Annotated in this window: 10 protein-coding genes and 1 CRISPR repeat array; all 10 genes read right to left on the bottom strand. The window is 64.0% G+C overall.

The window, feature by feature from the left end; translation table 11 throughout:
* Positions 1-67 precede the first annotated feature (67 nt).
* The 10 genes from N7E59_RS04965 to cas3 all read right to left on the bottom strand — a co-directional run bounded on the left by N7E59_RS04965 (position 68) and on the right by cas3 (position 15,724).
* Positions 68-637 (bottom strand): hypothetical protein, encoded by a 570-nt coding sequence (locus N7E59_RS04965; RefSeq protein ID WP_261623810.1) that lies wholly within the window; start codon positions 635-637, stop codon positions 68-70.
* A 4-nt stretch (positions 638-641) separates the two neighbouring features.
* The gene (locus N7E59_RS04960) at positions 642-1,391 is read right to left on the bottom strand and encodes a glucosamine-6-phosphate deaminase (RefSeq protein WP_261623809.1); all 750 of its coding nucleotides are present in this window, start codon (positions 1,389-1,391) and stop codon (positions 642-644) included.
* A gap of 608 nt (positions 1,392-1,999) precedes the next feature.
* Positions 2,000-6,589: direct repeats of the CRISPR family, unit length 29 nt; unit sequence GGGCTCATCCCCGCAGATGCGGGGAGCAC.
* 28 nt (positions 6,590-6,617) lie between these two features.
* A complete protein-coding gene (gene cas2e, locus N7E59_RS04955) occupies positions 6,618-7,010 on the bottom strand; it encodes a type I-E CRISPR-associated endoribonuclease Cas2e (RefSeq protein ID WP_261623808.1) in 393 nt (130 codons plus the stop codon).
* 2 nt (positions 7,011-7,012) lie between these two features.
* Positions 7,013-7,951, bottom strand: a complete 939-nt coding sequence (gene cas1e, locus N7E59_RS04950; RefSeq protein ID WP_261623807.1) for a type I-E CRISPR-associated endonuclease Cas1e — start codon at positions 7,949-7,951, stop codon at positions 7,013-7,015.
* Position 7,952: 1 nt separating this feature from the next.
* Positions 7,953-8,624 carry a type I-E CRISPR-associated protein Cas6/Cse3/CasE gene (gene cas6e / locus N7E59_RS04945; RefSeq protein ID WP_261623806.1) on the bottom strand — a complete coding sequence of 224 codons (672 nt, stop codon included), beginning with the start codon at positions 8,622-8,624 and terminating at the stop codon, positions 7,953-7,955.
* The gene (cas5e, locus tag N7E59_RS04940; RefSeq protein ID WP_261623805.1) at positions 8,621-9,316 is read right to left on the bottom strand and encodes a type I-E CRISPR-associated protein Cas5/CasD; all 696 of its coding nucleotides are present in this window, start codon (positions 9,314-9,316) and stop codon (positions 8,621-8,623) included. The genes cas6e and cas5e overlap by 4 nt, the downstream gene beginning before the upstream one ends.
* Positions 9,313-10,443, bottom strand: coding sequence for a type I-E CRISPR-associated protein Cas7/Cse4/CasC (cas7e, locus tag N7E59_RS04935; protein WP_261623804.1), 1,131 nt, complete (start codon positions 10,441-10,443; stop codon positions 9,313-9,315). The genes cas5e and cas7e overlap by 4 nt, the downstream gene beginning before the upstream one ends.
* Before the next feature lie 32 nt (positions 10,444-10,475).
* Positions 10,476-11,147, bottom strand: coding sequence for a type I-E CRISPR-associated protein Cse2/CasB (gene casB, locus N7E59_RS11900; protein ID WP_390905009.1), 672 nt, complete (start codon positions 11,145-11,147; stop codon positions 10,476-10,478).
* A 1-nt stretch (position 11,148) separates the two neighbouring features.
* Positions 11,149-12,837: a type I-E CRISPR-associated protein Cse1/CasA gene (gene casA / locus N7E59_RS04930; RefSeq protein ID WP_261623803.1), complete on the bottom strand. Its 1,689-nt coding sequence runs from the start codon at positions 12,835-12,837 to the stop codon at positions 11,149-11,151.
* A complete protein-coding gene (cas3, locus tag N7E59_RS04925; RefSeq protein ID WP_261623802.1) occupies positions 12,827-15,724 on the bottom strand; it encodes a CRISPR-associated helicase Cas3' in 2,898 nt (965 codons plus the stop codon). The genes casA and cas3 overlap by 11 nt, the downstream gene beginning before the upstream one ends.
* Between the last annotated feature and the right edge of the window lie 232 nt (positions 15,725-15,956).

Raw genomic sequence — 15,956 nt, 5'->3', positions numbered from 1 at the left:
CTGCTTTGAGCGCGATTTCGTTCCCAGAGCAGCACGAACAGCAGAGTCAACGGGGCGAGTGATCGAATTACGAGAACCCATGGTCCTTGGCCAGCCGAGAGTTCGCCCGTTTCCATCTGATCCCGAAGGCATCGGTGAAGAGCAGGGAGGTCACTATCCACTGTCGGTTCTTAGTCACAGGCCGTATTGCGTGATCAACCGAGTGGCGCTCCTCAGGAAACGTCCAGTTGTACTGCGGGTGGGCGGTGACGACGTAATCTCCAGGAGGTAACACGGCAAGCTTCAACGGTGACTGATGTTGAGGTTCGTGACCCTGTTTCTGAGCATAAGTGCTGTGAACTTCAACTTCGTAGACCGGCGAGGTTGAACTGTTGTGAAGCAACAAGCCGTGTCGTTGGTCTTCCGGGAGTTCCTCACAGTAGATACACCAGGCTGCGACGGCACTTGCTTGTGCTCTTTCATCGCGCTCCGCCGCAGTTCGATCCCGTTCACTTTCAATGGAGTAAAGGCGCTTGGATGTACGTGCGGCCCAGATTGCTGCAACCAGTGCCCCCAAGGCGACAAGCGCGTAAGCCCACTCCGCGATGTTCCCCCACATATCAGGGTCCTTTCGCTCCGACTTTGCGGTCCCGATCATGCCATCACACCGATGAGGCTGATCGCATCTCCAGATTCGACGCCGCATCTTCGTCGAGCAGGACGGTGACCTGCGGATGATCCTGGAGGATGCTGGCCGGGCAATCTGTGGTGACCGGTCCTTCGACCATGGCCTGCACTGCCGTCGCCTTCTCCTCTCCGACAGCGATGAGGACGATCTCTCGTGCCTCGAGGATGGTGGCGAGCCCCTGGGTCATGGCGTACTCGGGGACACGCTCGATGTCACCGTCGAAGAAGCGCGAATTCGCGTGTCGAGTCGAGTCCTCCAGCCGAACCAGGTGGGTCCGCTCGGTGAACGGAGTCCCGGGTTCGTTGAAACCGATGTGGCCGTTCTCCCCGAGCCCCAGCAGCTGCAGATCCACGCCCCCGAGCGAGGCGATCGTCGCCTCGAACCGCGACGCCGCCGTGACCGGATCCACCGCATCGGCATCAGGCACGTGCAGGTCCACATCCCGCAGCCCGGTATGCTCCGGTCCCACCAGAGCTTCACGGAGCACGGCACGGTACCGCTGAGGTGCGTCGGCTGGTAGGCCCCGATACTCGTCCAAAGCCACTGCGGCCACCTGCGTCAGCGCGGCTTCGCCGTCCTGGTGCTTCGTCCGCAGCAGCTCATAGACCGTGCGAGGACTCGAGCCCGTCGCCACCCCGAGCGTCGGCATTGCATCCGCAGCGTCGAGTGCCGCGCCGATCCGCCCCACTGCAGCGGCGGCGATGTCCCGCGGATCAGAGAACACCTCGACATCCAATGTTCACGCACCCCCTTGTCGCCCCTGTCTGAGCCCACACGTCGACAGGCTCACCGCGCCCCGTCTCCAGAATCGCACGGAACGGGCGACGGATGACGTCGATGTCTTGAGCGATGGGCCGAAATTCGGGGAGCGGTTTCGCCAGCAGGAACTTACGATAGGGCTCGCCCTTTGTGACTAACGCTTGAACACTTCGATCGATGAACAGAAGCCTGCCGAAGTGCATCGCGAGGACGATGTCGTCAACGGTGGCGCCTCGATTCAGAATTGCTCGATCTCTGGAACGACCGGGATGGTCGATAAGGGGACCTGAATCTCGCCGTCAACACCAGGATCCATGCCAGCCACTCATCGGCGCCCACGAGTCCCAAGTCACCATCGGCAAGGTCTGGACCAAACCGATAGATGTCCAGCAAGTCCGCGTCCTCGATGGAGTATCCGACTGTTCGCGTCGAGTGCGTGAGCGTTGACGCAGTAGTTCCTTGCCTGCGCAGCGCAAGAGTCATGAGAACTGAGGAAGTTTCTCAGGACATCTGGTCTCAGCTCCGCCGGTGTGGGGAGCGCACATTCGATACCCACCTGAGCTGGTACGCCGAGGGCTCATCCCCGCAGATGCGGGGAGCACCGGGACTATGCGGTGATCGCCGCGGCGGTGCTGGGTTCACCCCCGCAGATGCGGGGAGCACTCCACCGCCCGGGACTCCTCGACGGAGCCGGCGGGCTCACCCCCGCAGATGCGGGGAGCACTCCCTGGGGAGACCTGGCGATTCAAGACGACCGGGCTCACCCCCGCAGATGGGGGGAGCACGTGTCTCCACGGCGGACCGTGTAGCTCGCGGCGGGCTCACCCCCGCAGATGCGGGGAGCACCGCAGCCCCTCTGCAGCACCGGCGAAGCGCGTGGGCTCACCCCCGCAGATGCGGGGAGCACTCAGCGGCATTTCCGGAGTGGTGAGGAGTCTCGGGCTCACCCCCGCAGATGCGGGGAGCACTAAATCGCCGGCTTGCCGTAGACGGGGAAGATGGGCTCACCCCCGCAGATGCGGGGAGCACGACATCGCAGCAATAGCCGAAGTCTGGCACTACGGCTCACCCCCGCAGATGCGGGGAGCACACCCGACGACCTGGACCCGGGCTCACCCCCGCAGATGCGGGGAGCACACGGAGGGACGGGGCTTAGGGGGATTAGGTCGGGGCTCACCCCCGCAGATGCGGGGAGCACTTCCGCACCGTGGCCGAGGAGGCCGCCGCCGAGGGCTCACCCCCGCAGATGCGGGGAGCACACCCGACGGCCCGCACCCGACGACCTGGACCCGGGCTCATCCCCGCAGATGCGGGGAGCACCTCGATGACACTCCCGCTGACGGCGCACTCTACGGCTCATCCCCGCAGATGCGGGGAGCACCTGCCCGTACTGCTGGCGTTACCCGTAGTGCCGGGCTCATCCCCCCAGATGCGGGGAGCACGGAATCTTTTTCTACTCAATCCACGAAGAGGAGGGCTCATCCCCGCAGATGCGGGGAGCACGTTCTGACTTACCCCTCCTAAAGGAGGGCCACGGGCTCATCCCCGCAGATGCGGGGAGCACTTCCAGGCGCGCATCTTGGCCTCGGTGCTCCAGGGCTCATCCCCGCAGATGCGGGGAGCACAAGCCGGTCAGTGCCACTGTCCCCGCATAGTCGGGCTCATCCCCGCAGATGCGGGGAGCACCGGATCGGACCACCCCGTCTGACTCGGCGAAAGGGCTCATCCCCGCAGATGCGGGGAGCACGTGCCCTGAGTCTCGATGGTCACCGACCGGGCGGGCTCATCCCCGCAGATGCGGGGAGCACATCGTCTTCGGCGAGTATCCCGCCCGCGACCCGGGCTCATCCCCGCAGATGCGGGGAGCACGACAAGGTGGGCGTTCGCACGATGCGTGACGTGGGCTCATCCCCGCAGATGCGGGGAGCACGTGGCGATTGCTTCGCTCGCCGTCTCGGTTGCGGGCTCATCCCCGCAGATGCGGGGAGCACGGCACCGTGCGCGGGGCCTCGGAGGCACCCATGGGCTCATCCCCGCAGATGCGGGGAGCACACGGCAACGAGGTGTCTGGTAGGGACGCCTTGCGGCTCATCCCCGCAGATGCGGGGAGCACGCCGTCCCACCGTCGCCGTCTCGCCACGATCCGGGCTCATCCCCGCAGATGCGGGGAGCACCAGTCGGTGTGATCCAACTCGTAGGCCGCTGAGGGCTCATCCCCGCAGATGCGGGGAGCACCAACGCCCCGGACTGGTGGTCTGGCCTGGATGCGGCTCATCCCCGCAGATGCGGGGAGCACATCGAGAAGTACTCGGACAAGATCGAGGCTCGGGGCTCATCCCCGCAGATGCGGGGAGCACGGTGGTCGGCTCGGCAGAGACCACCGACTACGGGGCTCATCCCCGCAGATGCGGGGAGCACCGCCCTAGTGGGCATGACCGCCCGCGCTTCCCGGGCTCATCCCCGCAGATGCGGGGAGCACCAGGGCGTAGTGATAGTCGTCCCAGCGGTACTCGGGCTCATCCCCGCAGATGCGGGGAGCACCCGCCGGAGGTGGCACCGGAGGCCGCACGGGAGGGCTCATCCCCGCAGATGCGGGGAGCACGACTCATCGGCCATGGTCGCCAGTGCGGACTTGGGCTCATCCCCGCAGATGCGGGGAGCACGTGATCGCTTCGTCTCGGGTGGTGTACATGGTCGGCTCATCCCCGCAGATGCGGGGAGCACCACCGCCGTACCGGCAGGTCGGGATGACCGAGCGGCTCATCCCCGCAGATGCGGGGAGCACGCGGCGGGGGAGGACGTGGAGGGGCTGGCGAGGGGCTCATCCCCGCAGATGCGGGGAGCACGAGTTCGAGACCGGCTCTGGCGAGGTGGTCGAGGGCTCATCCCCGCAGATGCGGGGAGCACACCACTACCCGCAGGGCAAGCTCCTTGGCGGCGGGCTCATCCCCGCAGATGCGGGGAGCACAGTACGCACATCTCCTACTTCGACCAGCGGGTGGGCTCATCCCCGCAGATGCGGGGAGCACGGGACGGTCATCGTCTTCATCGGATTCATGATGGGCTCATCCCCGCAGATGCGGGGAGCACGCGGTCACATTGACGCCCAGCTCGAAGAAGCAGGGCTCATCCCCGCAGATGCGGGGAGCACGGCGCCATGAACATGATCGAAGTAACCAGAGAGGGCTCATCCCCGCAGATGCGGGGAGCACATCGCAATGACACCCGGCTCCGCGCCCCCCGACGGCTCATCCCCGCAGATGCGGGGAGCACGTGACCTTCCACGGCCCCATCGTGGACCCGGTGGGCTCATCCCCGCAGATGCGGGGAGCACTCCACGATGATCCCGGCCAATGGCTTGCGGGCGGGCTCATCCCCGCAGATGCGGGGAGCACTTGCAGAGGTAGTTCTGGGTTGGTCGGTCGCAGGGCTCATCCCCGCAGATGCGGGGAGCACCAAGGAAGCCGCCGATCTTGACCAGTGGAGTGGGGCTCATCCCCGCAGATGCGGGGAGCACCCCTGAAGGCATGGGAGTTAGGGGGGAGGTCTAGGCTCATCCCCGCAGATGCGGGGAGCACCGGATGCGCACGGGCCTAGCCTGCTGATACAGGGGCTCATCCCCGCAGATGCGGGGAGCAGCTGGGCCGATGCCTGCCGCGACCGTGCGTTGGGGCTCATCCCCGCAGATGCGGGGAGCACGAGCGGGTGGGCGCGTGCGGGGTGTATGAGTCGGGCTCATCCCCGCAGATGCGGGGAGCACATGCAAGGCTCATCGTTTGCGTAGCCGCGTTGCGGCTCATCCCCGCAGATGCGGGGAGCACCTCGCATGGGTGTATGGCTCAAGCACCGTGAACGGCTCATCCCCGCAGATGCGGGGAGCACCGAAACCCCCATGCCGAACGGCAGGGGGTGGTGGGCTCATCCCCGCAGATGCGGGGAGCACTCGACCTGCCCGCCGCAGAGATCACTCGCAGGCGGCTCATCCCCGCAGATGCGGGGAGCACGGGATGACCATCGGCCACATACACGGCCACCAAGGCTCATCCCCGCAGATGCGGGGAGCACGGTGACCACGCGCCTGCCTTCCTCTGCGAGTCGGGCTCATCCCCGCAGATGCGGGGAGCACGTGGGTGCGCCCTTGCGGTGTGCGGCCTGCTGGGGCTCATCCCCGCAGATGCGGGGAGCACCAGGTGGCAGAAAACTTCCATGCGTCATCCTCGGGCTCATCCCCGCAGATGCGGGGAGCACATTGCGATCTGGCGCAACAGCATCCGGCCGATGGGCTCATCCCCGCAGATGCGGGGAGCACTTGACATCTCGCAACCCCAACACGCGACCAGTGGGCTCATCCCCGCAGATGCGGGGAGCACCGATTTTTGACAGCGGCGTGTCACCAGAGGTCGGGCTCATCCCCGCAGATGCGGGGAGCACGATGCGGACCAGTGTCATGTCTCAGCCTCCGGGGGCTCATCCCCGCAGATGCGGGGAGCACGAGTTCACCACGGGCACCGGCGAGCACGTGGAGGGCTCATCCCCGCAGATGCGGGGAGCACCAGGTGGCACGCACGGGAACGCATCTATTCCTGGGCTCATCCCCGCAGATGCGGGGAGCACGATCAGAGGCCACGCGAGAAGTTGTTGATCAGGGGCTCATCCCCGCAGATGCGGGGAGCACTCGAAGGCTTCGCCCAGTGTCGGCCCCGTGTGCGGCTCATCCCCGCAGATGCGGGGAGCACGTCGGCTGCAAAGACTCCCCATACGTGGATTGGGGCTCATCCCCGCAGATGCGGGGAGCACTCGACCAACTGGCGGCAGATGGCGGCCTGGTGGGGCTCATCCCCGCAGATGCGGGGAGCACGTGCGCGGACGGCCATAGACCCGCCGCCACTCGGGCTCATCCCCGCAGATGCGGGGAGCACCTGGTGTGCTGGGCATGCCTCTCCTTGTCGGTGGGCTCATCCCCGCAGATGCGGGGAGCACTCGAGCTGCACGGTCGCCCCAGCAGTCCGCCAGGGCTCATCCCCGCAGATGCGGGGAGCACCCCCGCACGTTCGACCCGCCGGCCGGGGATAAGGGCTCATCCCCGCAGATGCGGGGAGCACCAGTCCATCAAGGAGCCCATCGGTGAGATGGAGGGCTCATCCCCGCAGATGCGGGGAGCACTCTTTCTGACCTGCGACGATATCAGTCTTTAGGTTGAATCGGGTGCACTTTGGTCGTCGGCATCATAGCGGCGGCGCCATGTTCCAGCTTGGCTCCGGCGCTGTCCGCGGGCGATGCTCCATCCTGTACGTCGCTTCGATGTTCGCCTGCGGGCGGGGCGGCGCATTACTGTAATTCCGTCGAGGTCGACGGGTTCCCAGTGGTGGTCATGGACTTCGAAGCTCAAGCGTTGCTCGTTGGGCGTGCTGTACACGAGAAGTGCGCGACCGTCACGGCACATCGATGTGACGCGAGACCACAGCTTCGTCCGGACTCGGCTGTTGACATTGCCCACGTACACTCCAGGGCTGATCTCCAGCAACCATTTGGTCAGATCGCCCCGCAACCCTGGGGGTGAGGACGTGAGTACAAGTACGATCATTGCTACGCCCCGTAGCTTCTGCCGGCTGGTACTTCACCATCGTCACTCCACAGAGTCACCGTGTCGCGGTCACGATCGGCCGTGATCTCTGGATCCCTGTTGTCAGAGGACAAGAGATCATAGATATCAGAAGTGCAGCGCTCGAGGAGCTTCGTCTTCACCACGGCGTCGCGGAGGCGTCGTCTGACTGATGTCGTCAATGATTCATCGGCCGATGCCGCAGCATCAAACGATGCGGGAATCGTCGTTTCGGCCTTATAGAGGTCAGCGATGTCGTAGACAAAAGATCTACTCGTCCCTGCGTGGACGAAACCGAGTCCCGGTGAGCATCCAAGCCCAGAGATGACCGAGTGCACGATCCCGTAGAGAGCCGCGTTCGCAGCTGTCAGCGCCTGATTCACGGGATTGCTCGCGTCGATCTCACCGGGCTTGTAATTGCGCCCACGCCAGTCGATCCCTACCCTCCGGGCCTGCTCAGCGTAAAGGCGGCGGACTCGGACACCTTCTCGACCTCGGAGCTGATGCATCGAGAGCTTCGAAACATCCTCTCCAGGAAAACGCATCTGGTACATCTTCCGAGCCACAGCCACACGTGAACGATTGTTGGAGACCAGTCGCGCCTGCTGTACGAGCAGATGATTGTTCTTCGCGACGGCAGACCCATGCGCGTAGAATCTCACTCCCCTCTCACCTGCCCAGATGACGCTCACTCCACAATCACCGAGCAGAGCCATAGCGGCGTGACTGACCCGAGTTCCCGGTCCCAACAGCAGGCATCCGAGACCAGCTGCAGGCAGATGCACCGTTCCCTCTTCATCTGTAGATGTGATGGCATTCTCGTCCCGGTGAACGACGGCCCGCTCGAGGTAGACGAACGAGATGCGGTCCTCAATACGCAGCAGTTCCCTCGGAACTGGTGGCGGGATACCCGGCACGCTCATCTCAGATTCGTTTCAGAGTTAACAGCCCGCATCCGTATGCCTTGCCTCTGCCGATCCCGTCGACGAGTGTCGCTCGAAAGGCGTCGGCGTCCTCAATGACCAATGACCCGTCGAACTGGGCCTGTCGGAGCGTAACTGTGGTGCGGCGAGCTGAATCAGGTGAACGTCTTCCAAATCGTTGATCGGTTCGCCCCGTCACCTCCGCCGTCAGGCTGCTCGGATCGGTCACTGAGCCGACTGAGAATCCGTGACGACCTGACCGATCGGTCAACCATGCCAACTGTTGATCAGGTGTCACATGCGGAACCACCTTTCCCCGACGCCCCTCTCGGGGGATGGACTTCACGGGGTTGGCTCGGAGTCGGAAGCCCCACTGCTGGCCTTTGCGCAGGCGTGAGAGAAAAGGGTCATACTCTGTGAACCTCGGTAGAGCCTGTTCCCACCCTGTGCCTTCGTGGAGAGCAGATAGGTCGGGTTTCTCGGGGGAAACGATGTAAAGGACCTGATCATGTTCTGAGGCGTCCAGGCGCCACAGAGCACGGCCTTCCTGCGATGGCTGGCTCTGAGGAGGGAACGCGTTGAGGACCGCGGCATGCAGACTCTGCGGGTCACTCATGTAGCGGCGTGCTTCCCGTCGTCTGGGATTCACCTGAAGTGCACTGAACCAAGTCATCCGTTGCTCACCGCCTCAAAGAAGACGTCGACGTCATCGTTGCCGTGGCGATTCTCCTTGATGACCGGCTCACCGGTGACGACTTCTCGCCATCCGTATCTCCGATGCCTCTGATCGAAACTGATAGGCACATCGCGTTGAGAGTCGCCTCGTTCTCCGGCAGTCGAGTCTCGGTATATCGGCAGATGCACCCGGCGCGATCTCTGTCGCTGGTGCCAGGGCCTTGCCTGCCACTCTGCTGCGCGAAGCGCCTCATCGATAGGCAGTTCGGTCGTGCCGAGGACGATGTCGGGATTGGCAGGACAGGAGCGGCGCCCGAGATAAAGCGGGAACTCCGGCGTACCCAGGGCTGTCTCAAGCGAATCGATGAGGGGCGCGGGACCTTCGACGGCGGCCACGAAGACGGCGTCAGCCAGGTAATACCGTGTGCTCAGCGGCATAGAGCGGTTGGACCGCCAGTCGATCGCCGTCTGGAAGTCTCGGAGCAGTTCGCCCGGCTGGTCGACACGCACGCCGAAAGTCAGTTCCGCGAGATCTTCGACCGGATCCGACCGTCGTCGGCCCTGGGCTGCGGCTAAGAGTCCTAGGACTCCTGACTTCGTCGGTTCGCTGCGTGTCTGACGGGTAGTGAACCGACTGTCGTCACCCCAGGCCTGCATCGGTCCATGGAGCTTCAGCAGCAGCGTCGTCACTGGCGCTCCTCCCGCAGCTCCTGGGACAGCTCAGTCAGAAGCTCGTTCTGCGTGACTGTCGGTCCGATGGGTGACAGCGCAGGAGCCAGGTCCTTCAGAGCCACCACCCAGGTGCGATTGCCCTTCGGCGTTCCGAAGGTTTCCTCCAGCGACGTCGCTTCGCGTGCGAGCTTCTCGGCTGCGGCGACGCGGCGATTGCTCGTCGAGTCCGACGGAACTGGCTCCTCGAAGGCGTTGACCCAAGACACCGGACGATCTGTGCGCAGCGCAACGACGACTGCCTCTGGGAGTGTGCGGTTGGCGAAGGTGTTCTGCTTCCCCGTGGGCATCGAGGTGATGAATGAACGGACGAAGGCGGCCGTCGCTTCCCTGGCAGCATCCTCTGAGGCCAGGTTTTCGCCCAGACGCTCGATATCAACTGTGGCGTACCGGTAAAGCGTCGACGACATCATCTGGACAGTGCCGATCATGGCGGCGCCGGTCTCCTCGGCGTCGTCGACGACGTCGTCCACAGCCGTGAAGTAGTCGAACTCGGGTTCCGCGGCGGACACGCCCAGAGCATGGGCCACCTGGACCGACGCATCCACGTTGAAATCCGCGGCGTCAGCCACCATTCGCCCGAACATGGCGATGTCCACGCTGTGCCGCTCGTCCAACAACGGCTCCACCTGCTTCTTCGTGTACTTCTCACCGTCGTTCTCAACGATGAACTCGGCGAGACGCTGAATCTGGTGGGCGCTCAGGAAGAGCAGGTATTTGGTCTCCCAGAGGTCCTCCGCATCGCGAGGGTCGTCCTCGTCCTGGGTCTTGTCCTTGGTGACTTCGATCTTGGCCGTCTTCAGAGCCTTCTCCACAGCCTCGGCCGCCCTGTCCTTCTCCCAGGAGCCATCGATGTCAGTGATGGCCTTGACGACTCTTGAGACGATTCGTCGGGTTCGTACGCCGAGTTCGTCCGGCCGCAGATGCTGTTCGAAGTCCTTCCTCATGGCGCGCTTCCACGCCTGCGACGACACGCGCTGGCGGATCACGCCGCCGAAGGTGGCAGTCTTGGGTGCTCCGGTGTCGTCGCGGTTCAGGTTATTGGGCGGAACGGTGTGCAGTGCGTGGATGTCGAGGTACAGCGGCATAGTCAGAACCTTTCAGCAGAGGGATTGGCGGATCAGGTGGTCTCGGAGGGCTGTTTCGCGCGACCTGCGGCCGCACCGCGGGCAAAGCCCCGACCCCATCGGAGGGCGACCCGTTGGCGCCCACCCGGACGCCGCAGAGCGGCGAGATCTTCCGCGAGCAGTCCATAGTCGGTGGAGATCGACGAGGCACGGAGGAGCTGGACGAGACTGCGCAGATGATGAAGAGTCGAAGCTTCGCCGGGACTGAGCAGGAGGGCGTCGAAGCGCGCCTTCGTCGACTCGGAGTTCCGTGCGACAGCGAGCCTGCCGACGCTGTGGCCGAAGTTGTGGCCTCGGTTCTTGGCTGTCACATGCATGGCCGACGGTATGGCTTGCTGATGCATAGCCCAGTGGGTCAGTGCTGTGAAGGCCGCCCATTCCTGTCGACTCGGTTCATCCGTGGATGTCCAATCGTCTGGAAACTCCGGAAGGAGCTTCCCCACGACCGTCGTCCACGCCATCAGACTCTGCTCAGGACTCCTTCCCACGGCGTTCCTCAGTTGGGCACGCGTGGCCGTCTGGCCGCGACCTTCAATGACCGATTCTCCTGAGGATGAGGAATAGAGCCGATGAATCGCGGACCGCACGGCATTGGCCAGGGAAGGACTCTGCAGTTCTGGTGTGTCGCCCCCGTCAGCAGGGAGGTCTGTCGTCTGTTCTGTCATGTCATTCGCCTTCCGCCTGTGCTGTCTCTGGATGCTTGCGGTCGAGGTCTGTTGTTGGGAGCAGCTCGTCCAACCGTCTCTGGAAACGCCCCCAGGCAGCGGCACCGGAGACGAGGCGAGGTGATTCGGCTCCGACGTAGGTGCCGATCATCGCCTTGGGTGAGGCGGATCTCAGGAGAGTCCGTGCTTCATCGATCACGGCGCGCCGAACGAGGTCTTCCCACTTCTGTGCGGCGTCATGCATATCGGCATCTGGGACGATGCCGACCACCCACTGCGCGAAATGCGACTGGAGTCCGTGGAGGACGGCTGCGCGGGGGGCAGATTGAAACTCGTAGTCGCCGCCAGCCGCCTGAAGCAGTGTGCCGGCGAACTGTCCGAGTGCCACGGTGGCGTCGAGTGCGACCCGCCCCGCGTTCACGACGGCCTGAGCCAGCCGGTCTTCCCTGGAGAGGAGGAAGCTCATGCGCAGCGGGAGCACTGTATGGATGGTGTCGGCGTGGGAGGACTGCTGGGCGCCGTATCGTGCTCCGATCAGCTCGGTGACGACCGTGAAGTCCTCCGGCAGCTTGGTAAGCGCCAGTCCCTGCAGTGCGTCGACAGTGCTCGGTATCCGGCCTGTCGGGGCGGAGCCCTCTGCCTCCGACTGCGGAGTGCGGGCCAGGATTGGGGCCAGACCGCGCCAGATCGTCAGGTCCGGATCGTGCTCCTGAGGCATGTGGACCGTATGGACCTTCGTCGACTGGTTCCGGCTGTAGCGGTAGGCCGTCATCGGATCGAGGAACTGGTTCTTGTTTTGGATCTTGTCACCGTTCGAGACCAGCACACCCACGACGAGGTCCTCGTCGCGATGCAGGCGGACGCGCCGAGACTGCCAGGTGAGAGTGTCACAGGGTCCCTCAGGACTGACCGCGTCAGCCGCCCGTGGTGCGGGTCCGTCGGGATCCCGCTCCCACGGCGGCGCATCCTGTTTGTTCTCCATGTAGAGAGACTGGATCAGAGATGCGGGGGTGTTCAGCAGCAGCGTCTCGCGCAGCGTCCGTCCGTGCAGGACGACGGCGCCGACCTGACCGCTCCAGCCCGGTCCGATGGGGTAGCCTTTTCCGCCTTTGACACGAGGATCGCCGACCGCACCCGGCTTGATTCCGGAGTAGTCGTAGGCCTGGATGCAGACCAGCCAGCGCGCCGCCTCTGCGTAGTCCAGGGCGGCTCGGCCTTCATCGGCCCGGAGGGCGAAGTAGTCGTTCTCAGCTTCGGGGATGAGTCGACTAATGGGACTGTAACTCTCATCTGCCTTCTGCAGGTCGGCGACCTGGAAGAACGGAGCAGTCGGGTGGAACAATGAGAATCGGTCACTGTGGGACTGCAGATATGCGTGGAGCGGACCGATGACTTGGTGCCGATCACCGTCCAGGAAGAGATCGGTCCACCACTGCTCGGCGTCTGTGCGGCGGCGGCCCAGCTCGCCGGCGGTGAGGTGCGCTCGCCAGAAGATGGACAGAAGAAGCCTCAGCATCGCTGTCGCCTGATGCGGGCTGTCGCCGCTGATGCGGGAGATGTCGTCGCAACAGTCCAGCACCCCCCTGAGGGAAAGCAGCTCTTCCTGTCCATCGATCATGAGGCAGGTGACCCATGGCTCCTCGAGGAGGTCGAACTTCTTCGATGTCGTCGGTGGCGTCTCAGTCGTCATGACTCTCCCTGTCTTCCTGCTGCACCTGAGCGCGCCAGGCGTCGTGGGTGTGGTCGACCAACCCTAGTTCGAGGTCGTACTCGAGCTCGTGACCGGCGACCGTCGTTCGCAGCGAGTCGTCGAACCGGAGCATCAGCTGCCCGCGCAACAGTGACGACTGCATCCACGCGGGATCTGTCTGCCCTTCGAGTTCGTCGATGAGGGTGTCCAGTGGGTCCGGCTGTCCTCGACGTGCCCTGGCGAATCGGGTGGGAAGCCTCAGGGTGGACGAGGCCAGACGTCGTTCCTGCGAGCCCTGGGGGATGACGCCCTCATGGATCATCTGCGGCCTTGTGTCGGCGGAACCTTCTGGCATCGGTGAGTAGGAGTCACCGGTGGTCACAACGGGGATGACTTCGATGCTCGGGTCAGCGTCACGGACCCGAGCCAGGCCCTGTTGCTCCCCGAGGTTCGTGCCCTCGTCCACAGCACCCACCTTGCTGGCGAAGGTGTCCGTCAGGGTTCCGTGATCCGGGGACTTGATCTGGAAGTTGCGCGCCCGGCTGCGGCGCTCACGCTCTTCGACCTGCCACTCTCTTCGTGTGTCCTCGAAGTGTTCGGACCAGGAATCTGGAACGGAGGGGGCCTCATAGGCGGCATGGACGAGCCGGGGAATGTCTGTCGGGAGCTCGATCTCCGTCTCGGGGCTAGTCAGGCTCAGTGCAGCGATGCTGCTGAGGAGCAGGGGCTCGGGATAGACGAAGTTCACGCCAGGGGAGAAGGTCGGAGGACGTTCACCTGGTGCCGAATTCAGAAGCCCGCGGATTTTGACGCGAGGCTGGTGCGCCCACCGAGGACGGTCACGCAAGTTCCTCTTGTGTCGGTGCAACCGGCCGGTCCGCTGGAGGAGGAGGTCAGCAGGAGCGACATCAGTGATCAGGTGGTCGACGTCGAGATCCAGAGACTGCTCGATCACCTGTGTAGCGACGACGACACGTCGGTGAGGTCGGCCTGAGTCCCTGCCGGCATGCGGTCCCAATTCCTGCAGCAGCTGGCGTTCTTTGGACAATCGGTGGGAGGCCGTGAATTGGGCGTGCAGAAGCACGGCGTCGTCGCCGACCATGTTGCGAGCGATACGGAAGGCGTCCTGGGCGCGGGATACTGTGCTGCACACGACGGCGGTGCATCCGCCCTCATCACGTGTGAGGAGGAGGGCATTGTGGAGTGCGGCGTCGTCATCGGCGATGACAGTGAGAGTGACCTGAACCGACTTGCGGAAGCTGCCCGGCGTCACGGTCTGCTCGCGATCATCGGTGACGAGTGTGAGTCGGGGATAGTCGACTCCGTCCGTACTCGCTGCGGGGCCGGTCGGACCTTCCGGCGTGATCGCAGGTTCGTAGTCGATGTCGAGCCCTGCTCGGTAGGCGTCCATGAGTTCGCGACGACGTGTGGCCGGCAGCGTCGCGGACAACAGGACCACGGGTGCTCTGTACTTCCCCAGCCAGTGCAGGGCGGTCGCCAGGTAGGCCGACATGTAGGAGTCATAGGCGTGGCACTCATCGATGATGACCACCTTGCTGCTCAGGCCCAGATGCCGGAGCATCACATGCTTGCTCTGGAGCGCCATGAACAGCACCTGGTCGACCGTCCCGACGACGGCGTTGGACAGAATTCCCTTCTTGCGTCCGCTGAGCCACTGGTGTGCCACAGTCGGTGCGCGCACCTCGTCGCCGTCGATGCCCTGAAAGCGAAGGGTGCGCATATCCGGATTCAGCTTGCTGCGTGAGTGTCCGAGAAAGAGCGACATGGGGCGGTCGGCCGTCGTGGTGGACTCAGCCCAACGTGCGACTCGGGTGAGCAGTCCGTCCGCTGTTGCAGTGGTGGGCGCGGCGACCATGACTCCTGATGATCCAGATCTTTGAGCCAAGACTTCGGCACTGAGGAGAGCACCCTCAGTCTTTCCCTCGCCCATGGCCGCTTCGATGACGAGCATGCCGGTCTCACCTGGGGTTAGGGAGCGACACAGCTCCAACGCAGAGACCTGTGACGGGTGCGCCTTGCGGTTCTCGGGCCAGTCGAATCGGGCGGCGAAGTCATCAGTAGTCTTCCCTGTATCCGGGAGGTGAGGCGACCAGGGGGTGGTCGGGCGGATGGCGATGACGGCGGCCCGCGCCCTCTTCGGGTCGGAGCTATGACCGGTTGCTGTCATAGGACAGGCTGTGGGGTTCGAGGCGATCCAGTCCGTCATGATGGTCAGCCCTGTGATGATCATCTGCGTCTGGGGCGACAGCTTCGTTTTCGTCAAGAGCGGGATTACCTCGTCTGCGCCGGTATGAGCCGCCAGGGAATCGAGGAGTTCGGTGTGCAGGGTCATCCACTGAGGGTCCATAGCCGCGCGGTAGCGACGCGCCTCGTTAAAGGCGGCTGTGCTGGCCGGCAATCCGTGGTGGGAGCCTGCGACTGAGGCCAATGTTCGCGCAGTGCGTGGGGGGATTCCCCAGCGTGCATCTAGGTAATGAGTGATGATCGCCGCGCCCAGAGTTGAGTGCGCGAGCTTTCCGGGGAACTGTGCGTCCCGCTCTAGGGGGAGTCCCGCGTCGCTGATCTTGTCGACCAGGTACCTGTGCTCCGGCCGGTCTTCGATCTGCCTCAAGAATGCCGGATCGGCTTTCGCGACGTCGTGGCTGCCGGCCAGCCAGGCCACCTTCCGAGTGACGTTTTCTGAAGAGATGCCGAGATTCCCCTCGACAAGCCGTCGCTGTGACGGTGCCACCCACTCGTTCCAGAGGATCTCTGCCACCCCAGCACTGTCGATCATGTGCTGGGGGAGTGAGAGCCATCCACTCTCGTCGCCACTCTTAGCCCAGATGCTCCAACCACCGAGCGGCCATGCGGTGCGCTGAAGCATCTGGGAGCCTTTCGTGTGATGAGAGTCACAATGCCTTACAGCTTAGCACGGGACGACCAATAAAGAACCACAGCGAATCAATCGTTAGAGGTCGTGACTGCGCTTCTGTTTGCCTCGTGATCTTCAGAAGCGTATGACAGAGTTGCCACTGCCCCGCGCGGCGGGGGTGAGCCCGATTGATTCGCCGCTGTGACTGACGGTTCGAACTGCTCCCTGCTTCAGCGGGGATACC

The sequence above is a fragment of the Nesterenkonia marinintestina genome (assembly GCF_025420485.1).
In the GTDB taxonomy this organism is placed as follows: domain Bacteria; phylum Actinomycetota; class Actinomycetes; order Actinomycetales; family Micrococcaceae; genus Nesterenkonia; species Nesterenkonia marinintestina.
Note: the sequence above shows the minus strand (reverse complement) of the source record. Positions and strands in the feature narration are given on the sequence as shown.

Coding starts and splice junctions, on each gene's coding strand:
- N7E59_RS04965 (WP_261623810.1), bottom strand. CDS start 637: ATGATCGGGACCGCAAAGTCGGAGCGAAAGGACCCTGATATGTGGGGG.
- cas2e (WP_261623808.1), bottom strand. CDS start 7,010: ATGATCGTACTTGTACTCACGTCCTCACCCCCAGGGTTGCGGGGCGAT.
- cas1e (WP_261623807.1), bottom strand. CDS start 7,951: ATGAGCGTGCCGGGTATCCCGCCACCAGTTCCGAGGGAACTGCTGCGT.
- cas6e (WP_261623806.1), bottom strand. CDS start 8,624: ATGACTTGGTTCAGTGCACTTCAGGTGAATCCCAGACGACGGGAAGCA.
- cas7e (WP_261623804.1), bottom strand. CDS start 10,443: ATGCCGCTGTACCTCGACATCCACGCACTGCACACCGTTCCGCCCAAT.
- casB (WP_390905009.1), bottom strand. CDS start 11,147: ATGACAGAACAGACGACAGACCTCCCTGCTGACGGGGGCGACACACCA.
- casA (WP_261623803.1), bottom strand. CDS start 12,837: ATGACGACTGAGACGCCACCGACGACATCGAAGAAGTTCGACCTCCTC.
- cas3 (WP_261623802.1), bottom strand. CDS start 15,724: ATGCTTCAGCGCACCGCATGGCCGCTCGGTGGTTGGAGCATCTGGGCT.